Source organism: Hymenobacter fodinae (assembly GCF_004745825.1).
GTDB classification, from domain to species: Bacteria; Bacteroidota; Bacteroidia; order Cytophagales; family Hymenobacteraceae; genus Hymenobacter; species Hymenobacter fodinae.
This window is the reverse complement of the sequence record NZ_SRLA01000001.1, coordinates 1,041,310-1,064,688: the sequence shown is the minus strand read 5'-3', so window position 1 is coordinate 1,064,688 and position 23,379 is coordinate 1,041,310. Positions and strand designations below refer to the sequence as shown.

23 protein-coding genes are annotated in these 23,379 nt (G+C 55.4%); 16 read left to right on the top strand and 7 right to left on the bottom strand.

Annotated features, from left to right (window positions below):
* Positions 1 to 109: 109 nt before the first annotated feature.
* From recA to EU556_RS04550, 5 genes are all read left to right on the top strand, one after another.
* Positions 110 to 1,198 carry a recombinase RecA gene (gene recA, locus EU556_RS04570; RefSeq protein WP_135431424.1) on the top strand — a complete coding sequence of 363 codons (1,089 nt, stop codon included), beginning with the start codon at positions 110 to 112 and terminating at the stop codon, positions 1,196 to 1,198.
* Between the two features lie 324 nt (positions 1,199 to 1,522).
* Positions 1,523 to 2,230 (top strand): DUF3108 domain-containing protein, encoded by a 708-nt coding sequence (locus EU556_RS04565; RefSeq protein ID WP_245327416.1) that lies wholly within the window; start codon positions 1,523 to 1,525, stop codon positions 2,228 to 2,230.
* Positions 2,231 to 2,480: 250 nt separating this feature from the next.
* Complete coding sequence (locus EU556_RS04560) at positions 2,481 to 3,179, top strand: response regulator transcription factor (RefSeq protein WP_245327480.1); 699 nt, start codon at positions 2,481 to 2,483, stop codon at positions 3,177 to 3,179.
* A gap of 159 nt (positions 3,180 to 3,338) precedes the next feature.
* Positions 3,339 to 4,430 carry a sensor histidine kinase gene (locus EU556_RS04555; protein ID WP_135431418.1) on the top strand — a complete coding sequence of 364 codons (1,092 nt, stop codon included), beginning with the start codon at positions 3,339 to 3,341 and terminating at the stop codon, positions 4,428 to 4,430.
* Positions 4,431 to 4,489: 59 nt separating this feature from the next.
* Complete coding sequence (locus EU556_RS04550) at positions 4,490 to 5,203, top strand: RluA family pseudouridine synthase (RefSeq protein ID WP_167855445.1); 714 nt, start codon at positions 4,490 to 4,492, stop codon at positions 5,201 to 5,203.
* A gap of 74 nt (positions 5,204 to 5,277) precedes the next feature.
* Here EU556_RS04550 and EU556_RS04545 read toward each other — a convergent pair whose 3' ends face one another.
* Positions 5,278 to 6,801 (bottom strand): glycosyltransferase family 39 protein, encoded by a 1,524-nt coding sequence (locus tag EU556_RS04545; protein ID WP_135431416.1) that lies wholly within the window; start codon positions 6,799 to 6,801, stop codon positions 5,278 to 5,280.
* A 186-nt stretch (positions 6,802 to 6,987) separates the two neighbouring features.
* Here EU556_RS04545 and rplM point away from each other — a divergent pair, with 186 nt between their 5' ends.
* The 7 genes from rplM (at position 6,988) to EU556_RS04510 (ending at position 11,680) form a co-directional block, all read left to right on the top strand.
* On the top strand, positions 6,988 to 7,440 hold the full coding sequence (gene rplM / locus EU556_RS04540) for a 50S ribosomal protein L13 (RefSeq protein ID WP_135431414.1): 453 nt from the start codon (positions 6,988 to 6,990) through the stop codon (positions 7,438 to 7,440).
* A gap of 38 nt (positions 7,441 to 7,478) precedes the next feature.
* Complete coding sequence (gene rpsI / locus EU556_RS04535; protein WP_135431412.1) at positions 7,479 to 7,865, top strand: 30S ribosomal protein S9; 387 nt, start codon at positions 7,479 to 7,481, stop codon at positions 7,863 to 7,865.
* A 21-nt stretch (positions 7,866 to 7,886) separates the two neighbouring features.
* On the top strand, positions 7,887 to 8,654 hold the full coding sequence (gene rpsB / locus EU556_RS04530; RefSeq protein WP_135431410.1) for a 30S ribosomal protein S2: 768 nt from the start codon (positions 7,887 to 7,889) through the stop codon (positions 8,652 to 8,654).
* 141 nt (positions 8,655 to 8,795) lie between these two features.
* Positions 8,796 to 9,635 carry a translation elongation factor Ts gene (gene tsf / locus EU556_RS04525; RefSeq protein ID WP_135431408.1) on the top strand — a complete coding sequence of 280 codons (840 nt, stop codon included), beginning with the start codon at positions 8,796 to 8,798 and terminating at the stop codon, positions 9,633 to 9,635.
* A gap of 482 nt (positions 9,636 to 10,117) precedes the next feature.
* Positions 10,118 to 10,813 carry a carboxypeptidase-like regulatory domain-containing protein gene (locus EU556_RS04520; RefSeq protein WP_135431406.1) on the top strand — a complete coding sequence of 232 codons (696 nt, stop codon included), beginning with the start codon at positions 10,118 to 10,120 and terminating at the stop codon, positions 10,811 to 10,813.
* Positions 10,814 to 10,852: 39 nt separating this feature from the next.
* Positions 10,853 to 11,275: a roadblock/LC7 domain-containing protein gene (locus EU556_RS04515; protein WP_135431404.1), complete on the top strand. Its 423-nt coding sequence runs from the start codon at positions 10,853 to 10,855 to the stop codon at positions 11,273 to 11,275.
* Between the two features lie 42 nt (positions 11,276 to 11,317).
* Positions 11,318 to 11,680: a hypothetical protein gene (locus EU556_RS04510; RefSeq protein WP_135431402.1), complete on the top strand. Its 363-nt coding sequence runs from the start codon at positions 11,318 to 11,320 to the stop codon at positions 11,678 to 11,680.
* A 99-nt stretch (positions 11,681 to 11,779) separates the two neighbouring features.
* On the opposite strand, the gene EU556_RS04505 is transcribed toward EU556_RS04510, so the two are convergent.
* The 4 genes from EU556_RS04505 to EU556_RS04490 form a co-directional block, all read right to left on the bottom strand.
* Complete coding sequence (locus tag EU556_RS04505) at positions 11,780 to 12,838, bottom strand: DUF3089 domain-containing protein (protein WP_135431400.1); 1,059 nt, start codon at positions 12,836 to 12,838, stop codon at positions 11,780 to 11,782.
* 86 nt (positions 12,839 to 12,924) lie between these two features.
* A complete protein-coding gene (locus EU556_RS04500) occupies positions 12,925 to 14,148 on the bottom strand; it encodes a hypothetical protein (RefSeq protein ID WP_135431398.1) in 1,224 nt (407 codons plus the stop codon).
* Between the two features lie 31 nt (positions 14,149 to 14,179).
* Positions 14,180 to 14,908, bottom strand: coding sequence for a hypothetical protein (locus EU556_RS04495; protein WP_135431396.1), 729 nt, complete (start codon positions 14,906 to 14,908; stop codon positions 14,180 to 14,182).
* Positions 14,909 to 14,947: 39 nt separating this feature from the next.
* The gene (locus EU556_RS04490) at positions 14,948 to 15,193 is read right to left on the bottom strand and encodes a hypothetical protein (RefSeq protein ID WP_135431394.1); all 246 of its coding nucleotides are present in this window, start codon (positions 15,191 to 15,193) and stop codon (positions 14,948 to 14,950) included.
* A gap of 147 nt (positions 15,194 to 15,340) precedes the next feature.
* Here EU556_RS04490 and EU556_RS04485 point away from each other — a divergent pair, with 147 nt between their 5' ends.
* Positions 15,341 to 15,526 carry a hypothetical protein gene (locus EU556_RS04485; RefSeq protein ID WP_135431392.1) on the top strand — a complete coding sequence of 62 codons (186 nt, stop codon included), beginning with the start codon at positions 15,341 to 15,343 and terminating at the stop codon, positions 15,524 to 15,526.
* A gap of 72 nt (positions 15,527 to 15,598) precedes the next feature.
* Here the strand turns inward: EU556_RS04485 and EU556_RS04480 are convergent, their stop codons facing one another.
* Positions 15,599 to 16,624 carry a YeiH family protein gene (locus EU556_RS04480; protein ID WP_135431390.1) on the bottom strand — a complete coding sequence of 342 codons (1,026 nt, stop codon included), beginning with the start codon at positions 16,622 to 16,624 and terminating at the stop codon, positions 15,599 to 15,601.
* A 100-nt stretch (positions 16,625 to 16,724) separates the two neighbouring features.
* Entirely contained in the window at positions 16,725 to 17,618 is an 894-nt protein-coding gene (locus EU556_RS04475) for a LysR substrate-binding domain-containing protein (protein WP_135431389.1), read from the bottom strand.
* 229 nt (positions 17,619 to 17,847) lie between these two features.
* Here EU556_RS04475 and EU556_RS04470 point away from each other — a divergent pair, with 229 nt between their 5' ends.
* The 3 genes from EU556_RS04470 to EU556_RS04460 all read left to right on the top strand — a co-directional run bounded on the left by EU556_RS04470 (position 17,848) and on the right by EU556_RS04460 (position 23,374).
* A complete protein-coding gene (locus tag EU556_RS04470; protein WP_135431387.1) occupies positions 17,848 to 19,908 on the top strand; it encodes a S9 family peptidase in 2,061 nt (686 codons plus the stop codon).
* A gap of 119 nt (positions 19,909 to 20,027) precedes the next feature.
* Positions 20,028 to 20,624 carry a hypothetical protein gene (locus EU556_RS04465; protein WP_135431385.1) on the top strand — a complete coding sequence of 199 codons (597 nt, stop codon included), beginning with the start codon at positions 20,028 to 20,030 and terminating at the stop codon, positions 20,622 to 20,624.
* Positions 20,625 to 21,436: 812 nt separating this feature from the next.
* Positions 21,437 to 23,374, top strand: a complete 1,938-nt coding sequence (locus EU556_RS04460; RefSeq protein ID WP_135431383.1) for a sensor histidine kinase — start codon at positions 21,437 to 21,439, stop codon at positions 23,372 to 23,374.
* Positions 23,375 to 23,379 lie beyond the last annotated feature (5 nt).

Sequence of the window (23,379 nt, the reverse complement as noted above, 5' to 3'; positions counted from 1 at the left end):
GCTAGCAATGCAGCTCCACTAGGCCACTCGCCACATTGCGCGAGCCAGTCAAAAGGGCTACATTCACCAAACCTAAGAAGCATTTCTCAATAACCCCCTCTATAGAAGTATGGCTGCAACCACTGACAAGGCCGTCAACGCCAACGCCGAGAAAATGAAAGCCCTCCAGCTGACGCTGGACAAGCTGGACAAGAACTACGGCAAAGGCACCGTGATGAAGCTCAGCGACAACAAGGTGATGGACGTCGAAGTCATCAGCACCGGTTCGCTGGGTCTGGATATTGCCCTGGGTGTGGGTGGCCTACCAAAAGGCCGCGTAGTGGAAATCTACGGCCCAGAATCGTCGGGTAAGACGACCCTGACCATGCACGCAATTGCTGAGGCGCAGAAGAAAGGCGGCATCGCGGCCTTCATCGACGCCGAGCACGCCTTCGACCCGCTGTACGCCAAGAAGCTGGGCATCGATACCGAAAACCTGCTGATTGCACAGCCCGATAATGGTGAGCAAGCTCTGGAAATTGCCGATCAGCTGATTTCCTCAGGTGCCATCGACATCATCGTAATTGACTCTGTAGCTGCACTGGTGCCGAAAGGCGAACTGGAAGGCGATATGGGCGACTCGAAAGTGGGTCTGCACGCTCGTCTGATGTCGCAGGCGCTGCGGAAGCTCACCGGTACCATCAACAAAACCAACTGCCTCTGCATCTTCATTAACCAGCTGCGTGAGAAGATCGGTGTAATGTTCGGCTCGCCCGAAACCACTACCGGTGGTAACGCCCTGAAATTCTACGCTTCGGTACGTCTCGACATCCGTCGGATTGGCCAGATCAAGGAAGACAAGGACAACGTAACCGGTAACCGCACCAAGGTGAAGGTGGTGAAGAACAAAGTTGCTCCTCCCTTCAAAGTGATTGAGTTCGATATCATCTACAACGAAGGCATTTCGAAAGTAGGCGAGATTCTGGACCTGGGCGTAGACATGGGCATTATCGCCAAGTCGGGCTCGTGGTTCTCGTACGATGGCAACCGCTTGGGCCAGGGTCGCGAAGGTGTTAAAACCATTCTGCAGGATAACCCAGAGTTAGCCGATAAAATCGAGGCGCAAATTCGCGCCATGGTGAAAGGGGAGCCGGAAGCTGCTCTGGCGGCTATTCCGGAAGACCGCACCCTCGACGACGACGACACCGTAGAGCTGTAGGCCACTTGTGCTTAGCAATGTAAAAGACCCCGCCGATATACAGGCGGGGTCTTTTTTTGTGCAGCTTATTGCTAGTTTGCAGCTGCTAAAACCAATCTTCGTGAGCTTTCCGTAGAGACGTATTCATGCCCGGGTTGAATCCATTATCTTTGCTGGCATCGCATTTGAGAAGGCACCGGCTATATCCTATTTCGCCGTTATTACATGACTCGCCGCTGGTTCCTTTTTCCTTCACTTCTTCTGCCGTTAGCGGCACTGCTAACTGCTTTTGGGCCTTCCGATGCGACGCGTACTATCCCGAATAATAGCTTTGCCAAAGGCGAAGTGCTACAGTACAAAGTGCATTACGGCCTGATCAACGCGGCTGAAGCTACTATTGAGCTGGCTGATAACATTCACCGCGTGAATGAGCGCCCTTGCTTCCGGGCTACCGTCACGGGGCGTACCACGGGCTCCTTCGATTATTTTCTGCGTATTCGGGACACGTGGCGGTCTTACATCGATACCACCAGCATCTTGCCCCAGCGCTTTTTCCGCAACATCGAGGAGAAGAATTACCGTAAGCAAGAAACCGTCGACTTCGATCATGCCCGGGATGTGGCCGCCGTCGAAAGCCACAAGCGGAACAAGAATGACGTGAAACGGGGCACTTTCAAAACTCCAAATAACGTTCAGGACATCGTCAGCGGCTTTTATTACCTTCGCACTCTCAACTACGACCAACGGAAGGTGGGAGAAATTATCAAGGTACAGGGGTTCTTTGATGAGGAAGTCTTCAACATGGATGTGATTTACAAAGGCCGAGAAACCGTTGAAACCAAAGCAGGTGCCATCCGCGCCATCCGGCTCGTCCCGAAAATGCCCGACAATAAACTCTTCCGCGGAGAAAATGCCGTCTCGGTATACCTCTCCGACGACCGTAATAAAATTCCGGTGCTGATTCAGGCAGAACTGGTATTGGGGGCTGTAAAAGTTGATATGTATAAATATCAAGGCCTGCGAAACCGTCTGAATCTGGTAGCTAAAAATTGACTCTGCCTAAAAGCGACTCCGTCTGGGTCGCTTTTTTTTTGCCTCATTTTTCAACCTCCACCGTATGGATTTCACCGAATCGTCCTGGCAGCCAGCAACCTCTTGGTCGGAATCTGAGGAAATCACCGCTGTTGCCGTTGCACCACGCCAACCCGTGGTCGGCGGTAATGAAAACGTAACACGCCGCGCCCGTCGGCCGGCGGTACTTTTGAACTCGCGCATTCTGTTTTACCCTAAACCGCCCCGCAACGTGCAGCCAACCGCCAACCCCAACGCTTACAAAATCCTAGTAGTCGATGATGATCCGGACATCGTGGAGCTGCTGGAGTACAACCTGCGCAAGGAAGGCTACGAGGTGGCCTCCGCCCCCGACGGCCGCAAGGCCCTTGAGGTAGCCCCGCAGTTTGGTCCCGACATCATTCTACTGGACGTGATGATGCCCAACCTAGATGGCATTGCGGCCTGCCGCCAGCTCCGCGAAATGCCCCGGTTCAAGGAAACCTATATCATTTTCCTAACGGCCCGTGCCGAGGAGTTTTCGGAAGTAGCCGCCTTTGAAGCTGGTGCCGACGACTTCATTGCCAAGCCCATCAAGCCGCGCGCCCTGATGAGCCGCCTGGCTGCCTTCGTGCGCCGCGACAAAGACCCCCAGGTCCAGACCGACAGCATCGAAATCAACGGCCTGAAGATTGACCGCACCGGTTTTGCCGTGTACCAGGAAGGCAAGAAAATCAGCTTACCCAAAAAGGAGTTCGAGCTGCTGGCTTTCCTGGCCGCCTCACCCCACAAAGTCTTCGGCCGCGATGAGCTGCTGCAGAATATTTGGGGCAACGACGTATTTGTGCTAGCCCGCACCGTGGATGTGCACGTGCGCAAAGTCCGAGAGAAAGTCGGCGACCATCACATCCAAACCATCAAGGGCGTAGGCTACAAGTTCAATATCGACTAAGCCTCGTTGCCCCCGTCAGCCTGTTACCAAAAGGACCTTACTAGTTTGAGCGAGCCGCTGCTAGGCCAGTCGTTCAGGCAAGTAAGGTCCTTTCCTCATACCATTGAGCCTCCATGTAGGCTCGTTACCTAGTAGCCTTTCGCGCTCTTCCTTTAGAGAATGAAACTCTCTTCCCGCACCATTGCCATACTACTGTCGTTGCTGGTGGCTACCATTCTCAGCTTACTGGCTTGGCTAGGCCCCCGATTACCCCTGCGGGAAGGCGTACTGGTGGCGGGCATCAGTATTGCGGCCTGCTTCCTGCTCCTCTACCTCATGTTTGAGGCTCTCATTTTCCAGGAAATCAACAACATCTATGAGGGCCTGGAGCACATCAAGCGCAAGGAATTCCGGCGCATGTCAAACAAGTTTCTGTTTCGGCCGGAGCCTCTTAAGCGCATGCGCGACGAGATTCTGGACATGGCCCAGCGCAAGCAGCAGGAAATTGATGAGCTGAAGCGCCTGCAGGTATTACGGCGCGAGTTTCTGGCCGATGTATCGCACGAGCTGAAAACGCCCATTTTTGCAGCGCAGGGCTTTGTGCATACCATTCTGGATGACGATGAAGTGGATGAGTTCACGCGCAAGAAGTTCCTAGCCAAAGCGGCCTCCAGCCTCGATGCCCTGGATGCACTAGTACAGGATCTGGTCACGATTTCGCAACTAGAGAAAGGCGTGGTACGTATGCGCCGCCAAAGCTTCGACCTGGTGCAACTCGTGCACGATATTTTTGAACAATTAGAGTTGAAGGCGGCCCGTCGCAACGTGCAGTTAGCGTTGTCGCCGGCAGAATTCCCGGCCGGTGGCCTACAGGTGCTGGCCGACCGCAACCGCATCCGCCAGGTACTCATCAATCTTATTGACAACGCCATTAAGTATGGCCGGGAAAATGGCCACGTAACGGTAGCGCTGGTGGAGAGCGGCAAAAGTATCCGTATCAGCGTGCACGACGATGGAGAAGGCATTCCGAAGCAGCATCAAAACCGCATCTTTGAGCGATTCTACCGCATCGATAAAAGCCGGAGCCGGGAGTCGCGGGAGGCGGGCGGCTCGGGCCTAGGCCTCGCTATCAGCAAGCACATTGTGGAGGCGCACAAGTCTACCATCCGGGTGCAGAGTGAGCTAGGCCAGGGTACTACGCTGGAGTTTAAGCTTCCTAAACCAAAGCTAGCTACAGGGAAAGAGGTGAAAGGCGACGAGGTGCTGAAGTGATGGGTGAAGCACGTCATTACCTTTTCTCAATTTCACCTTCCGTACCTTTGTAGCTCCTTATGAAGCTACCCGAGTTTAAAGACCTGATTCTGTTTGAAGACGAGGACTACGTCGTCATCAACAAACCCCCCTTTTTAGCTACCCTCGACGAGCGGTTTGGCGGCGCGCCCAACATCCTGCGTCTGGCCCGCGAAGTGTATGATGATGTGCAGGCCTGCCACCGCCTAGACAAGGAAACCAGCGGCTCATTGGCGCTGGCTAAGAACCCAGCGGCTTACCGTCACTTGGCCATGCAGTTTGAAGACCGGCAGGTAAAGAAAATTTACCATGCCGTATCGTGGGGCGTGCACGAGTACGAAGGACTGGAGGTAGACCGCAGCATCGAAACTACCACTAAAGGCCGGGCCCGACTGGCCTACAAGGGCAAACCCGCCGTTACGCTGGTGCGCACCCTAGAGGCATACGCCCGGCACACCTTGCTGGAATGCCAGCCTATTACTGGGCGCATGCACCAGATTCGGTTGCACCTAGCCTATCTGCAAGCTCCTATTGTAGGCGACACCATGTACGGCGGCGACAATTTTTACCTGTCTTCGCTGAAGAAGAAGTTCAACATGAAGCAGGGCGAGGAGGAGCAGCCATTTATCAAGCGTTTTGCCCTGCATGCTCGTCAGCTCACGTTCAGCCTGCTTAACGGTGAGCCTGTGACCATCGAAGCCCCCTATCCCAAAGACTTCCGGGTGTTGGTTGAGAACTTGCAACAATACCGCTAGGCCCAAATGAAGCAAAGGCCCTTTCTCTCATGAGGAAGGGCCTTGTTGTTTAAACAGGTATTAGGTGGCTAGGCCTAGCGCGGCTGAACAGCACCTGGTTTATAGAGCAGCACGTAGCCCCGGTACACTGGGTAGCGCGCCAGCACTTTTCCCTGCACAGCCACCAATTGAGCCGGTCCCTCATCTTCGCGGTCATACACTACCCAAATACGTCGGTGCCCTTGCTGTTGTAGCTTGAGTAAGCCGTAGGTGAACGGATCCTGTTTGGAGGGCTGCTGCCCAGCTTCCTGCAAGAACAGTCCAGATAGTTTAAGCCGCGGGGTATGTTCCTGAGTGTAATAGCGCGCAACGGGCGCTACGTTGTAATAAGCAAACACCGCGTCGCCGGGTTGTTGGTGCGTGGCCACAAGCTCCAGACCTGACCGAATATTGGTATAGTCACTCTGAAATGGTTTGCCTAGGTAACGCAACTGTTGTTGGTTTGCCAGCACTACTACTGCGAGGAGAGTTAAAACCCCGGCGGCCCATTTGTGTTGGCGACCTAACCATTGCGCGCCCCAGCCCAACACCAGCAGCACCAGTGGCAACATAAACAGCACCAGCCTCGACATAAGCGAGTAATAGTGTAGCGCCGAAGCAGCTAAGCAAGCAGCTATTGGTACCAGCAGCACCCAAGTCAGGAAATGTGGGCGTTTGAGTAGTTGGTAGAGGCCTAGCGGAAAGCAGACGACAGCCAACGCCGCTGCCAACGCCGTTTTACCCACCGTTTTATTGATAAGCTCGCCCAATTGCGTGAGAAGCAGTTGCAGTTCTTCGGGGTTACGAGGCGGGAAAGCCAGAAACATTTCACGGTGATACTGTTGCAGATAGCTCGACTCCACGTTGGTTTGCAGTAGGAGCAGATAGTACGCGCCAAAGCAGATCAGCCATGCTAGGCCAGCACCAAGTATCCAACCCATTGCCGTCCAGTCGCGCCGCAGCCAAGCTTGCTGCAAATACCACAGCCCTATTCCGGCCAACACAAACACTGCGGGCATAGAAAACCAGATGCTGAGGCAACCCAGCGCTATCCACACCCCGGCTTCTCTACCTCTAAACTGACCGCGCCCGATATAATAGGCAGCCTCTATCAGCACTAGTGCTGCTAAGCCGTCGGTGGCATATTGCTTACACACGGTACCGTAGTCAACGAACACTTTTCCAAAGGCCAGAAAGCTTAGGGCAAACACGGCTACAACCGGGGTAAGCCAGCGCTGCGTTTGGCGGAAGAACAGGCCTAGCGTGAGCATACTGGCCAGCACTGGCACCAGTCGTACCGCCAACTCATTGTTCCCAAACAGACCGATGGAAGCTTTCACCAGCACTGAAAATAGCGGAGGCGAATATTGCTCATAGTCGAGGTTGCGGAACAGGCCTAGGTAAGTACGCTCCGTGAAATTGCGCAGCAGGTTGGCCTCATCCAGATACAATGAGCGCTGTTGCGCCCAGATCACACCACGCAAAATCACTCCTAACCCTAACACTACCCAGGCCAGCCGGCACAGCCAAGTTGCCCGCGCATACACAGTAGAAGTAGGCTTGGTGGTAATAAACTCCATAGTTAGCGAAATGGGGCCGCAAGGTAAGTGCTTTCCAGAATCAGCCAGAAGCCGGTAGTAACTGTTTCAGGGACAATTATTATCGCATGGCTTTGAATATTCGAAGTAAGGCGGTAACTTTGTGTCCGTTTTTCCCGAACCCGTGTTCGGTTTCTCCTCATTTCCAAACGCTTATCCTCCTCCCCAATGGATCATCTGAGCTTCAAGACGGTATCCGTCAACAAAGCCAATGCCGACAAGGCCTGGGTTGTGGTTGATGCCAGTGTTGCGCCGCTGGGCCGTCTGGCCAGCCAGATTGCCAACATGCTGCGTGGCAAGCACAAGCCAAGCTTCACGCCCAACTCCGACTGCGGTGACAACGTTATCGTTATCAACGCCGACAAGCTGCGCGTAACCGGCAAAAAACTGACCGACAAGATTTACATCACGCACTCGGGCTACCCCGGCGGTCAGAAGCGCATCAACCTGCGCGACAAAAAGGCTAAAAACTCTGCCAGCGTAATTGAGCACGCAGTAAAAGGCATGCTGCAAGGCAACCGCCTCGGCCGCGAGCAATTCCGCAACCTGTTCGTGTACGCTGGTGCTGAGCACCCCCACGAAGCTCAGCAGCCCAAAGCTGTTGAACTCACCAACCTCTAGGCCACCTCGGCTCCCCCATTTTCTAACTCATTCTATTAATGGAAATTTCCAACACCTCTGGTAGAAGAAAAACCTCGGTGGCTCGCATCTACATGCAAGCCGGGCAAGGGAATATCACTATCAACGGCCGGGACATGAAGACTTACTTCGGTAACGAACTCCTGGAAAACATCGTGAACCAGCCTTTGGCGACGCTCGAGCAAGTAGGGCAGTACGACATTAAGGTAAACGTGCGCGGTGGTGGCATCTCGGCTCAGGCTGAGGCTATCCGTCTGGCCATCTCGAAAGCCCTCGTAGGCGACAACACGGAGGTTCGCCCCGCGCTGAAGAAAGAAGGCTTCCTGACCCGCGACCCGCGCATGGTGGAACGTAAGAAATTCGGTAAGCGCAAAGCTCGTCGTTCGTTCCAGTTCTCGAAACGCTAATCTTCCAGAGGAACCCCTATCATGGCTCAGACCACCACTTATAAAGAACTGCTTGACGCTGGTGCCCACTTTGGTCACCTCACGCGCAAGTGGGATCCGAAAATGGCGCCGTACATCTTCATGGAGAAGAACGGCATCCATATCATTGACCTCAACAAAACCCTCGTTTCGCTCGAGCAGGCGTCTGCGGCTATCCGCAACATCGCTAAGAGCGGCCGTAAGGTGATGTTCGTGGCTACCAAGAAACAAGCGCAGGAAATCGTAACGGAAGAGGCTAAGCGCCTTAAAATGCCGTTCGTAACGGACCGTTGGTTGGGTGGCATGCTCACCAACTTCACCACCGTGCGCAAGTCGTTGAAGAAAATGAGCACCATCGACAAGATGGTGAAGGAGAACACGGCCTACGCCGCCCTCGCTAAGCGCGAGAAGCTGATGATGTCGCGTGAGCGTGAGAAACTGGAGCGTGTTCTGGGCGGCATCGCCGACCTGAGCCGTCTGCCCGCTGCTCTGTTCGTGATTGACGTGAAGCGTGAGCACATCGCCGTGAAAGAAGCCCAGAAACTGGGTATCCCGGTGTTTGCTATCTGCGACACGAACTCGAACCCCGAGCTGGTGCAGTTCCCGATTCCCGCTAACGACGACGCTTCGAAGTCAATCCAACTCATCGTTGGGGTGATTGGCAAAGCTATCGAAGAAGGCCTCTCAGAGCGGAAAGTCGACAAGGAGGATGCCGACAAGAAGCAAGCTGAAGACGAAGGCATTCAGGAAAAACAGAACGCTGACGAATAGTCTGCCTGTTCATTGAAAAAAGGGAACATGCGAAGCGCTCGGCTCCGATGTTCCCTTTTTCTTTAACTGCCCGCTACTGGCCTAGGCCACTATGCGGTACCAGATCAGATAACCCTCACACCCTCATATACTCTCACAACAATGGCAGCAATTACCGCCGCAGACGTGAATAAGCTCCGCACCATGACTGGCGCGGGCATGATGGATTGCAAAAAAGCTCTGACGGAAGCTGAAGGCGACTTCGAAGCCGCTCGTGACATTCTGCGCAAGCAGGGTCAGAAAATTGCCGACAAGCGCTCGGAAAACACTACGTCGGAAGGCCTCGTGCTGGCCGCGGTTAGCGAAGACGGCACCAACGGCAAACTGATTGCTCTGGCTTGCGAAACTGAGCCTGTTGCAAAAGTTGAAGACTTCAAGAACCTCGCTCAGCAGATCCTGGACGCAGCTGTTAAAACCAACGCTGCTACCAAAGAAGAACTGCTGGCTGCTCCTCAGGCTGATGGCCGTTCGCTGCAGGACCACATCACGGACCTGATGGGCAAAATTGGTGAGAAGCTCGACGTAGTGGCCTACGAGAACGTAACCGGTGAGAAGGTTGCTTCTTACATCCACTCCGACAACAAGAAAGGCGTTCTGGTGGCCATGAAGAACGTAGGCGGTGCCGACGTAACCACTGTAGGCCGCGACGTAGCGATGCAGATCGTTGCGATGAAGCCAGTTGCTCTTGATAAAGATGGCGTTGATGCTGCTACCATCGAGCGCGAAATCGAAATCGGCAAGGAGCAGGCTCGCTCAGAAGGCAAGCCAGAGGCTATGCTGGAGAAAATTGCCCAAGGCAAGCTGAACAAGTTCTATAAGGAGAACACCCTGCTCAACCAGGAGTTCGTGAAGGACAACTCGGTTACTATCTCGCAGCTGCTCGACAAAACGTCAAAAGGTCTAACTATCTCTGAGTTCAAGCGCGTAGCCATCGTAGGCTAAGCAACAAGACTAACACATATAAAGCCCCACCGGTGTATTGCCGGTGGGGCTTTTTTGTTGCTTTTATGCAATTCTACTGTTCAGCTTACACATCGAATTTTGCACCATTCAGAGCAGTCCCAAAATGAAACAAGCATTAAGTTACTTATATATTAACTCAGATAATGAGGGCATTACAAATACTAATGTTTTAAAAATACAAATTAATAATATATAGTTAATATCCCATAATGGGCATTAGCCTGTTACTTTCGAAGATTCTTTAGGCGCTAAAAAATTTATTTAATCTTAAAACCATAGGCTTTTATAACCCGTATAAGCCCATTGAACGGGTATAAATACCATTTTATCTAAAATGGGATAATATAAATTATCTGTTATTCAAGTACATACACTGTTTCCTTCAAATATTCTATATCACCTTTGTATACGCTCCAAAGCCCGGACTACCCTCCTGTCTTTTACCATAAAATACCTTTTGCATGAAACTAAGTGCTAACCCATTTCACCCGATCACGGGCGACTTACTCCCGGCTTACCGGGACGCGTACTTACGCGGTGATTTATCAATCGAGAACACAGAGGCGGTCGACGCCTACATGAAAACCAACAGCTCACAAGCTGATGCCACCCTGCGTCGGTTTTATGAGATGAAAAACCAGGGTCAGCAGGTGCGGCCAGTAGGTTGGGTACAGCGCCAGTTCGATATGATTCGGACGGAGCCGCAGCGTTTCCGTCAGCGGGCAGCTGCCCTGCTGGTAGGCAGCGCCCTACTAGGCGGCGCCGTATTTGCCGGCACGAACACGCCTAATACGCCTACCGATAACTTCCCTATCACGGCTGATGCCACCGTGGCTGAGGCCGAGGCGGCAGAAGCATTAGCAGCTAACGCAACGGCTGTACGCGTAGTAACCATGCGCGGCCGCATCCTGAATGAGGATGGCCAGCCCCTAGTAGGTGCTACCGTGCTAGACCGGGCCAACCGTCGCGGGGTATCTACGGACCGGAATGGTAACTATGCCATTGTGGTTCCGGCCAATAAGACCACGCAGTTGCAGTATGCTTACGCGGGCTACAAGGAGGAAGAGGTACTGATGAATGGCAAGAGCACTTACAACGTGACCCTACTGCCCCGTACCGAAGCTAAAACGAAAAAGCATCATTGGTGGCAGTTTTAGTGGGCTGTTCCACTCTACACCTTCGGCTAGTTGTAGTAAATGACTATTCCTTTCCTCAATAGAGTCCGCATCCGCCAGATTACGGTAGGCACGTCCAATGAGGCAGGTTTACAAGCCCGCACAGTTCTTGAAAAGCTCTTGGCCGAAATGCCAGAACTCTTGCTGACCTGTGTGGTGGAAGTGCAATCCGGTCGCGTGCTGGCTTCGTATACTAGAGAGAGCCACCTCAATCCCAATCACCTTAGTTTGCGGTACGCCAAACTGTTGCAGCTCACCACTAAAACGTTAGCGGCTCAGCAAATCCCGGGTGGCCCTCTCACTGATATCACCGTGCTACTGGAAGACCAGTTTCACATCGTATGGCCGATGCGTAATGGGCACTGGTACTGCTTCGTGGCCGTACGTTTCGCCGATGCCAACCTAGGAATGGCGCGGGACATTATGCGCCGGCATACTGCTTAACACAGAGTAATTACCCCTTTACATCATTTTTCACCATTTCCCATGGCTTCGCCGAAACAAACCGTTAAAGAAATTCTGGAAGAGCTGCCCACCCTGTTGGCCGTGGCCGTAGTAGAGACCGAAACCGGCATGCCGCTGGCGGCTCACTCGAACCTCTCTGACTTCGACATTGACACTGCCGCTGCCTACAACACGGAGGTGGTAAAGCAGAAACTGAAGGCCATCAAGGCGCTCAACCTGAACCAGACGGTACAGGACATCCTGCTCACACTCACCGACCAGTTGCACCTGATCAAGCTCTCGCCCACCGGTGACAAGTTCATCTACCTGGCCGTGAACGCGCGCGACACGAACCTGGCCGTGGCGCGCCAGATCCTGAAAGGCCAGACGGCCGTGCTTGCCTAATCTATAGACGAATACACACGACAAAGCCCCACCGGCCGCTGGCTGGTGGGGCTTTGTCGTGTGTATTCGTCAGCTGATCAACAAATAATTCTAACTAAATCAGCCTCCGCTCATTTTCATGCGGTAAGCTCGGACGCGTGCTTCTGCGTTCTGCCGGATATTGTAGTAAAACAGGCTGTAATCGGCGATGTGGAAGGAATGACGTAGTTCCGGGCGGCCAGGCAACAGAAAGCGAGGATACCCGTCGCGGATGGGTTTGTGCACCCACACTAGTCCATTGTGCACCTTAGCATCTACCACACGGGTGTCGCGGCGGTTGAAGGCACTTGGTACGCCCCCTAAGTTGAGACGGGCTTCGGCGGTAGCTGTATCGCGCGTCCAGGTGAGCGGGTTAGTAGCTACGCTATTACGGTACGGAGCATATTCCTGTCCCCAGTCAGCCGTATTCCAGGCCACGTAGCAACCTGTTTGGGTAGAGTCCTCGCAGGGCTTTATTACCTGTAGCATGTCCTCGGGTACATTGAACCCCACCAAATAGGCTGCCACGAGCTGATGACGCAGCTTTGGGTCGCGCTCGAAGTAGTCTTGTAGAAGGTGCGAGAGGTGGCGGGTGCCCTGGCTATGGCCAGCCAGAATTATCGGGCGGCCGTGATTATAATTATCGAGGTAATATTGGAAGGCCTGTTTAACATCGGAGTAGGCCAGATCAATGGCGTCCTGCCCGTTTTTAGTCTTCTCATCGAAGAAGGAATATAACGTAGCCTGTCGGTAGCGGGGAGCGTAAATACGGGCGGTACTGTTAAATACCGAAGCCTGCTTCCGGATGGTTGTAATATCGGTCAGGTGATTAATGGCCTTATTACTCAGATCAGCATTCCAATGCCCCCGGCCCAAATGCGTGGTAGGATGCACGAAAAACACATCCACGGGTGCGTCGCGCTGACGGTCCCGCAGCAGTGTACCCCGAGGTACAGCATCAGCCGAATCAAGCCGGTCGGGCAGAGCGGCCCAATTGTCCTCCATGCGGTAGTCGGGAGCTTCTGAGACGTCTTTTACCGGGTTGAATCGGTGACCAGGACGCAACACGCCCAAGCAGGAGCTTACGATAAGTACTAAAGGCCCCAGCAGAATCAGGCGCCAAGGAGAGGTTGTAAACACAGCGAATAAGAGCGAATATGCGCGCTGCTAGACCTGTAGAGCCACTATCCTACAGGCCTAGACAACTTATAAAGTCAACCGTAAAGTTACTCGGTGAAGGTATTCTCGAGGAGCTTTTCCTGACGCAGGTACACGATCTTGAAGTTCTTATCAAAACGGGCCCGCACCTGGGCCCGGGTTTGCTGGCGCTTCTGCAACGACTGGCGCAGGGCCTGTAACTTTTCCACATACGTGGCCACCCGCGAACCATCATTGACGGGCGGACTGATTTTGAGCGTGCCCGGCTCAATTTGGCTTTGCGCCTCTAAAAACTCCGGGAAATACGTCTTGCCCAACTCATCGGCCACGGCAGTTGGCGTAGTGTTCTGCATGAGGTAGAACCGCTCTACTTGGGGGGCCAAATAGGTGCTAGCTGCAAAAGGCGCCGCCTGCATGTCCTCGTAAAAAGCAGTAAGAACACCCTGAATACGCGTTTGCGCCGCAGCTTCCGTAGTGGGGTCGGGGGTGGTAGTGGTTGGCGCGGGGGAAGTAGTGGCCGGTGCGGTAGCTCCCGACTGGCCTACGGTGTCAGTGGGGGCGGCTGGGGTAGCTGGTAGCACAGGCGCTACCCGTACGGTTTCGGGTGCGGCGGCGGGCGGAAGGTCAATCTGCTCAGCCTGGGGGCCCGTTTCGGGGCGAGAAGACACAGTATCGGCGGCCGTGATGGTAGTACTCGTCAGGCGCTCCGATTCTTTATTGCCAAGCATCAGGTAGGCCACTATAGCCAGCAAAGCCACAATACCTCCCACAATGAGTACCGTGGTTAGCGGGTTGCGCGAGGCCGCATCGGTAGCTTCAGGAAAGGTGTCATCCTCAAACGTATCGTTGGCGGCGTACTCCTGCTCAGGCTGCGGTGCGGCGGCAAACGGACGCGCTGTTTTTCGGGGCGGCAGAAAATCAGGGGCAGGAGGCGTTGTCGACACGCGAGGTGCTTCCGCTCTGGGTGCCTCCGCAGGCGGTACTATTGGCGGCAGCATGGGGTCCTCCACGGGGGCGCTGGTTGTGGAAGGAGGCGTTACGGGCGGCACCACCGGTGGCCTAGCCACCTCAGGGGCTGGCGTTGGCGCTGAGTACGTCGGATAGATCTGGTCGGCCGCAATTACCGGGGGCTTGTCGGTAGTGGCGGGTGGTGTGGGGGCCGCGGGGCTGGCATTTTCGGAGAAGAGCAGCTTGCGCTTTAGAGTTTCAAACTCCTGGGGCGTGATGGTGCCCGCATCCAGCCACTCTTTCAGTTGGCGCAGGGTGTCGAGGGGAGAAGGATCTTTTTCCATGACAAGAGGCCAGCAACGCTAGCGCGAGGAGTTATTTACGGTCGAGGTTGGTAAGCCGGGCGCGGCGGCGCTCCACCTGTGCTTTACGCAATTCCAGCAGGCGCGCGTTGTCGAGGAGCTTCACGGAGTCTTCGGCCGACTTAAGCTTGTTGTCGGCGTTCTGCTTTTTGAGCTGCTCAATTTTGGCCAGGTTGCTCTGCGTGTTGGTGGCCAGCGAGGCCCGCTCCTTCTCCAACTTCTCCTTTTCCTTCTCTGATTCCTTGAACTGCTTTTCGGCCTCAGCAATCTGCTCGCGGTAGGCTTTCACACGCGCCGCTGCCGCAAAGCTCTGGGTGATGGTACGGAGGGAGCTAAACTCCGAGGGCGTGCCGCTGGCGGTTATAAAAGCATCAGGGCCCAGCGCGGCCCACACCGACAGCTCCGACACCGTATCGGAGGGGGCCGTGACGGTGGAGTACAAGTCAATTAGCTTACCCGACACGCTGGACATGGGCGCCTGCTTCGCTACCAGAATATCCTTCTTGCCCACGCCCAGCACCCCATCTCCCCTCAGCCGGATGTTATAGGTATCCTTGAGCCAGGTTTGCCAGAAGTCGCGAGTCCATTGGGCGGTGCCTTCCACCTGCACTTTCACCGCGTCGCGCTCTTTGCGCTCAAAGTTTACGCTGCTGTTGCGCGCATCATACAGCTGCGCCTGCGCGGAAGTCGCGGCCAATACCAAGGCAAACAAAGCCAGTAAGCCAGTCGAAAGACGATTCATAAATATCTAATTCAGGGATGAGCAACCGAAACGCGGTTATCAGATACCGTGCCGGTCAAAGGCGGCCTGCAGGTCTTGTTGCATGCCCGTGAAGCGCCGGACGGCCGCCTGCACAAATTCCTCGTCGAGGAGCAGGTGCACATCTTCCTCGCTGGTTAGGTCTAGCTCACTTACCTTGTAGGTTTGCTCGAAAGGGCCTTTTTCCAGTTTGATGAGGTACTTACCATTCCAGGAGAAAAGCGTGATTTTGGCATCGGGGTGCGGAATGATGGCTAGCTGGCGCATGGCGAGACAAGGATATTGAGAAGGCGAAGATAGGCAGCCGCCGTTAAGCCGTGGGCGCAAGCTCAACATAACAGCCCTGCCACGTTTGCGTACACCTTTTTACCTCTCTCCTACTCTACGTTTCACCTTTTCCCCTCCCTTTCACTTATGCCACAAGGAGATAAATCGGCTTACACCGACAAGCAGAAGCGGCAGGCCGAACACATTGAAGAAAGCTACGAGAAGCGCGGCGTTTCGGAAGAAGAAGCCGAGAAGCGCGCTTGGGCCACCGTTAACAAGCAAGACGGGGGCGGCAAGAAAAGCGGCTCCGGTCGCAAGAAGGCCGACAAGTAACAACACCATACAGCAAAAACGGCGGCCTCTCTCAGGAGAGGCCGCCGTTTTTCGTTTGTGAGTGGCCTAGGCCTATACTGCCTGCAGAATTACGTAGAGGGAGGCCACGGAAATAACCGCCCAAAGCAACACACCCAGCACGAAGGGCTTAGGGCCTACCGCTTTGATGGCTTTGCCTGAAAGCCCGGCGCCGATAAAGAACAGCGTCACTGTCAGCCCCAACTTAGCTAGCTGTACTACAGTGGGCGCCGCTACCTGCAGGGCGGGCACGTAAGTGTTGAGTAGCATAACTCCGATGAAGCCCAAGATGAAGTACGGAATCTTCACTTTCACATCCTTCTGCTTGAAGGCAAGGGCGGTGCCCAAGGCCACCGGAATGATCCAGAGGGCGCGGGCTAGCTTTACGGTGGTAGCCACCTGCAGGGCTTGGTCGCCATAGGCGGCGGCCGCACCCACTACCGAGCTGGTATCGTGGATGGCAATGGCGCACCAGAGGCCAAACTGGTTCTGCGTTAGGTGCAGATAGTGGCCTAGGGGCGGGAAGGCAAACAGCGCCAGAGCATTCAGGATGAATACCGTGCCCAGCGCCACCGACAGTTCCTCTTCCTTGGCTCGCAGCACGGGCCCTACTGCGGCAATGGCGCTACCCCCGCAAATGGCGGTGCCACAGGAGATAAGGTGAGTGACGTGACGACCCAGTTTAAGCCAACGTCCTGCAACATACCCCAGCACCAGCGTGCCGGTGATGGAGGCCACCGTGAACAAAATGCCTTGCCGGCCAGCCTGCACCGCAGCGTGGGCGTTCATGCCAAAGCCTAGGCCTATCACGGAGTACTGCAGCAGCTTGGCAGTAAGGGCGCGGGTTTGGGTAGTGAATGGGTTGCCCACAGTCTGGGCCAATACTAAGCCTAGTGCTAATGCCACCGGTGGCGAAGCCCATGGCGTCAGGCAGAACAGCAAGAACGCCACAAATACCACTTGTTGCCCGGTTACGGACAGGCCTAGAACTTGGTGGGGCTGACGAAACGACTCCCAGAAGCCTTGGGTCAGGCCAGTGGGTTGCGCAGAATGAGAGGGACGAGGAAGAGTGGCTTTCATGGGGTGGAAACTTGCTCCCAAAGGTACGCTACCCCCACGCGGCCGGATAACCAATAATTGTTATTGAGTATTACCTGAAGTTATACTGCATAATAACCTATTATTGCTCATAGTGCTTGTGGGCGTAGGACAGAAAGCGCGTAGCGGCCGACGACAACGGCTGTCCCTGCACCCACACTGCCTCAAACTGCCGGGCCAACTGCAGGGCGGGCACGGCCACAATTTCCAGCTCCCCGGCCGCCACCTCCCTCCCTACTGCCCGCCGCGATACCACCCCCAGGCACCCGGGAGCCGCGGCCAAGTACAGCTTAATCGCCTCAGTGCTGTCGAAGTAAAAGGCCACCCGCAGCTCCGAAAGCTTCAGCTGATGCGCCTTGAGGGCATATTCCAGCACTTCGAGAGTGCCGGAACCCCGCTCCCGCAGCACCAGGGGGTGCTGGGCAAACTGCGCCACCGTTAGTTGAGTGGAGGCCGCGGAATCGGGGTGGCGCACGGCTACTAGCTCATCTTCCAGCAGCAACTCGTAGTGCAGGTCGCGGCTTTTGCTGCGGCCCTCCACAAAACCCAGGTCGAGGTGGCCCTGCAGCAGCGCCTCGGCGATTTGCTCAGAGTTGCCGTTGAGCAAGCTCAGCTCAATGTGCGGGTAACGGGCCTGGAAGGCCGGCAGCAACGGGGGTAGCACATATTGGGTGAGCGTGGTGCTGGCTCCCAGCCGTAGGCGGCCTCGGGCGGCGCCGTGCAGCAAGTGCAGCTGCTCCGTGAATTCCTGGTGCAGAACTTCCACGGCGTCGGCGTGCTGAAGCAGGAGTTGGCCGGCCTCGGTGAGACTGATGCGGTTGCCGCGCCGCTCAAACAGGCGCTGGGCGTAGCTGCGCTCCAGCTCCCGAATGTGTTTGGTAATGGCGGGCTGGGTGATAAACAGCTCCTGAGCGGCTTTGGTAAAGCTCAGGTGGCGGGCTACCGACTGAAAAACGCGCAGACGAAAATCGGGCATGGCCGCAAGGTACGGGGCAGCAAGCAGCCAGGAAATTCTGCTGGCGTGTAGAGACGCGTATTTGCGTCTCAATTGTTGCGGAGGTTATCTACCCAACAGGAGGTTCTAGGCCAGTCGTTCTGGCTCCGAAACATGAACACGCGTCTCTACAATCGAGCGGTTGGGCTTCTTATGACTCGCTAGGCCACTTCTGGCTAACTTGCTTCTTTCTTATCCCTGTTGAATTCCCATGAGAAAATACTTCCTGACGGCGCTGGTGTTTCTGCCGCTGGCTGCTTCAGCCCAACAAACCACGTATACCCCCGAGCTGCTGATGAAGCTGGGCCGCCTGGGCGAAATGCAGGTGTCGCCGGACCGCAAGCTAGTGGCCTACACCGTCACGCGCTACAGCCTAAGCGAGAATAAGGGCAATACCGATATCTGGGTGGTGCCCGTGGCGGGTGGCGCAGCCCGGCAGCTGACCAATACCCCCAGCTCGGAAAGCACAATTAACTGGCTGCCCGATGGTCGGCTAACTTACTTAGGTGATGACAACGGCACTGATCGGATGATGGTGATCAATGCGAACGGCTCTGGCAAGCAGCCGCTACGCAATCAAAATTCAGAAGATGAGGATTTGAGCAATGTGAAGTTTTCACCTAGGGGTAACTTTATGCTCTACACGAAGGACGTGAAAACCGACAAATCAGTGCAGGACTGGTACCCCGATCTGCCCAAGGCCGACGCCAAGCTCATCGACGACCTAAACTACCGCCACTGGAATACCTGGGACGATTTTAAATCGAGCCACGTGTTTTTCCAGCCCGTCGGCGACGATGGCAAGCCCACCGGCTACGGCAAAGACGTGATGCCCGGTGAGAAGTTTGATGCGCCCCTGCAGCCCCTGGGTGGCTCAGAGCAACTGGCATTTTCACCCGACGGTTACCGCTTGGCCTACACCTCGCGCAAGCTCTACGGCAAGGCTGAGGCCGAAAGCACCAACTCCGATATCTACCTCTACGACATTCGGGAGGGCAAAACCCAAAACCTGAGTGAAGGCCTGGGCGGCTATGACACTGAGCCTATCTTCTCCCCCGACGGCTCGAAGGTGGCCTGGCTGAGCATGGCCACGCCGGGCTTCGAGTCGGACCGCAACGGCATTGTGGTGTACGACTTCAAGACCAAGAAGCGCGAGGACATTACGAAAGGCTCAGAGCAGGCGGCCGCCAACATCCGCTGGAGCCCCGATGGCAAGACCATCTACTTCGTGAGTGTGCGGGAAGGCACTGAGCAGTTATTCTCCATTCCGAGCAAGGGCGGCAAACTCAAGCAGCTGACTAAGGGCGCCCAGAACTACAACAGCTTCGAGCTGGCCGGCCCCGACGTGGCCATTGCCAATAAAACTACCCAGGCCACGCCCGCCGACTTGGTAAGCGTAGACCTGAAAACCGGCCGCGAAACGCCCCTCACTACCATCAATCAGCAGGAGCTGGCCGGCGTGAAAACCGGCAAGAGTGAAGCCCGCTGGGTGAAAACCACCGATGGCAAGCAAATGCAGGTGTACGTGATTTATCCGCCTGATTTCGATGCCAGCAAAAAGTACCCCGCCCTACTCTACTGCCAGGGTGGCCCCCAGAGCCCCATTACGCAGAGCTGGAGCTACCGCTGGAACTTCCAGCTGCTGGCTGCCAACGGCTACGTTGTGGTGGCGCCCAACCGCCGCGGCCTGCCGGGTTTCGGGACGGAGTGGAACAACAGCATCTCCGGTGACTGGGGTGGCCAGCCCATCCGCGACTACCTCTCCGCCATTGATGCCGTGAGCCAAGAGCCCTACGTGGATAAAAACCGCCTGGGCTGCGTGGGTGCCAGCTACGGCGGCTACTCAGTATACCAACTGGCCGGTAAGCACGAGGGCCGCTTCAAGACCTTTATTGCTCACGCCGGCCTCTACGACCTCACCAGCTGGTACCCCAGCACCGAGGAAATGTTCTTCGCCAAGCACGACATGGGCGGTGCCCCCTGGGACGCCACGCTGCACAAGAGCTACACCGACTTCAACCCCCAGCAGTTCGCCAAAAACTGGGATACGCCCATCTTGGTCATCCACGGCGGCAAGGATTTCCGGGTGCCTGAGGGCCAAGGCATGGAGGCCTTTGGCACGGCGCAGCTGCGCGGAATTCCGAGCCGTTTCCTGTACTTCCCTAACGAAGGCCACTGGATTACCAAGCCTCAGAACGCCGTGCTCTGGAACCGGGTGTTTTTTGATTGGCTAGCCCGCACGCTGAAGCCGGAAGGCCACGCGAGCAACTAGTTGCGACTTTCCGCTGAAACTTCTGCTAAAGCCTGCTCAACTCCGTTGAGTAGGCTTTTTTATTTAGTGGATGCAAGCCCCGCCCAAGTAGTACATTTAGCAAATTAACCTTAGCTATTATGCTTTCTGTATTCCGCTATATCAGCATCCTCGTAGGGTGCCTGGCTACCTATTGCAGTTATGCTCAACGCTCTTCATCGGATGGCAAGCAAACCGTAACCATGTCTGCGCCTTTGCAATTGCCACTAATTACGTTTGTGCCCAACGCCGTTATACGCTTGAGCCCACAAGACTCATTGGCGCGGGTGGCCTACGTAAAAAACAAAGTCAAAAGCATTTCCAAAATCAAGGTACGGGAGACCTCGGGGCAAATTGACACCCTGGAATACACTGAGCTAGACCGCCAAGGCAATAAGAGAATAACGTATAACCCAGCCTTTGGTGCCCGCACGCTACGGCGCTACGACTCGCAAAACCGACTGCTGGAAATTGTGCAGTTACCACACCCCAGTTTTCCTTATCAACTTCGGGAGGTGCTTGACCCGGTGCGCAATACCTACACGGCTTACCATGACCTCTCCGACGCGCCCAACCATCTGTATCGGTCCGTTGTGCACCATCACCACGGCGATACGCTGGTAGGCACGGCAGAGCTGCATCAGCCAGAAATGCGCGGGGTACACGCTCAATCGGATAGTGACGCGCAGCTATACTAGCGGCCCTGATACAACCCGAATTGACCTGTTCGGATACGACGAGACGGGAAAGCCACAGGTGTACGAAGGGCTATATTACATTTTCAAAAACAAGGCTCCGGTAGAAGCAGGTAGCGTTTCCTACCAGCAAGCCCTGCAACACCTGCTAAATACTTCGGCCCAAGTCCGGCAGTTACGTAGCCACGGAGCGTCAGACGCAGCCATTATACAGCAGCAAGTAACCAGACTAAAAGGTTTTTATCAGCCTACAAGCCACTGGTGGTACGACCAAAAGCAACAGCTTATTCGGCGGGAAAATAACTCGTTGGCAAAGGCAAACAAATCGTCTTCGAGCAACCAACAACCAAAGCCGAACAGCATGACCATCACTGAATCGACTTCTAGTCAAACAGTGTTTCACTATAATCACCAGGGCCGGGTAGTGCGAGAAGAAATACAGTCTGTTTTTCCTCTTAAAGCCGATTCAGCCGCAACTCACACGATAACTCGGCATGAGCTGGAGAACACATATTCTCCAAACGGACTGCTATTAACCGAAATGTGGACTACTAATAACCGGGTTTCGCGGTACGAATACCGCTACACTTACTTCTAGGCCAGTTCGTCTTACTCGTCTTGTTTTTATAACCGGGCCTTTTGATAACCTACCCATTCGTTGGGTAGGTTTTTTTATCTCAGGATACTTCACCCTTTTATCATCTAACACTCCTCTTTGGAGCGGTGGACAAACCCAGTATCTGCAAACCACTTTTGTAACCACACGAAATTGTATTTATTTACCTAAGTAGCGCCTCCTTCTGACACACCTGCATATGTGGTTTCGGTTACTGATTGTACTTCTCTTAGGTACGCAGCTGGCCCTAGGCCAGTCGGGCAAGGGCACTGAACCAGCGCACATAGTACGGGACACACTGCTACTCAAAGACCCCGAGGGTCCGCATATCTCGGAGGCCTACCGCTATTACACCGAGCCCTTCACAGTGGCTCCTGACCCGGAGCGGGCGGAAGCGCAGTGGCGGGCAGGCAACTTCCGGCCGGGGCCCTGGCACAAGACCCTCAACCTGGGGTTTCTGCACGAGCGGGTGTGGATGCGCTTGACTGTGCGCAACACCGAAGCGCTACGACTGCGCTTTCTTTGGAGCATCTTCAACTTCACCGACAGCGCTGCCCTCTACTGTCGTCGGCAGGGCGAAACCCGGTTTACGCGGCTGGGTGCGGCCAGCTCCTGGGTGCCGGCCGCCGAGCGGGCGTACCCGGCCCGCTCCCTCAGCTTTCCCTTCACGCTAGAGCCCCACGAAACTGCCGACCTGCTGCTGCGCATTGACTTGCATGCCGGGGCCTTGTACCTGCCCACCTACATTGAAACGGCTGAGCATTTTCTGGCCTGGGAAATGGGTTTTCCGTTTGAACGGCACTGGGTGTGGCTGCTGGGCTTTTATCTCAGCAGCGCCCTATTTAACCTCGTGCTATTCACCTTCCTGCGCGACCGTATTCATATCTGGTACGTGGCCTACGTGCTTTGCGTCTCCATTTTTCTGATGATGGAAGACGGCCTAGATGCCATGCTGCTGCCCACTGGTGCCTACCAGCTGCTCTGGTCGGTGGGGCAGTTTAACTTTACGGTACTGGCGGCGGCAGCTGGCATTCACATTATGCTGTTGTTTCTGCGCCTGGGTCAGAGCTGGCCTAGGCTGCACCGGGCGGGCCACTGGCTAGCGGGACTGGCCATGGGGTTTGTGGTGGTATACGCGCTGCTGTTTTCGTGGGCCGTGCGGCACAGCTTACTGTTTCTGCAGGTGCTGAATACCACCCGCGAGTTGGTGTTGATTTCTTTGTTTGTGTACAGCTGGGCTACCCTCTTCATCCTGGCTCGCTCGAAGCCCCGGCGGCGGCTGGCGGCGTACTACGCCCTCACCTACTTTTTCTTCACCGTAGGCTTTGCCATTTTCTGGAGCAACCACGCCGGCCTGAGCAGCTACAACCCCATTTACCCAAACCCGTTGGCCTGGGGGCTGTTCCTGGAATTGTTAGTATTGAGTGCCCTGCTTACGGGTCGCTTCCGGCACACCTTGCGTCAGAACGCCCGTCTGCGGGTACGCCAACTGCGACAGCGCAACGCACTGGGCGCCCGCCTAATTGAGGCTCAGGAAGAGGAACGCACCCAACTGGCACGGGAGCTGCACGATGCCCTGGGCCCCAACCTGGCCGCCCTGCACTTGGCCTGGCAGAGCCCGGCCGTACAGCAGGCTATCAGCAGCTCCCCCGAGGCCGCTGCCGCCGGCAAGCAAACCCAACTCCTGCTGCGCCACCTGCGCGATGAGGTGCGCACTTACAGCCATACTTTGCTGCCCGCCGAGCCCGGCCAGGAAAGTCTCGCCGAGTCGGTGGCGGCGCTGGGCGAGTTGCTAAACCTCTACGGGAGCCCGAAAGTGCACGTGCACTGCGATGATGGCCTAGAGCAACTGCCGCCGGTAGTACAACAAGCGGCCTACCGCATTTCGGCGGAGCTGCTGAACAATGCCGTGCGCCACGCCCGTGCTACTGAGGTTACGGTGCAACTGCAGCGCCAGCCCAGCGCCCTTGAAATAGTGGTGACCGACAATGGGCGAGGCTTTCCTACTACTAATACTACCGCTACTTCCGGCATCGGACTGCGTGGGGTGCGGGCCCGCGCCGATTATCTGCACGGCAAAGTGACCATTAGCAGCTCAGAGCAAGGCAGCCAGGTAAGCGTGCTACTTCCTTGCTAAGGCCT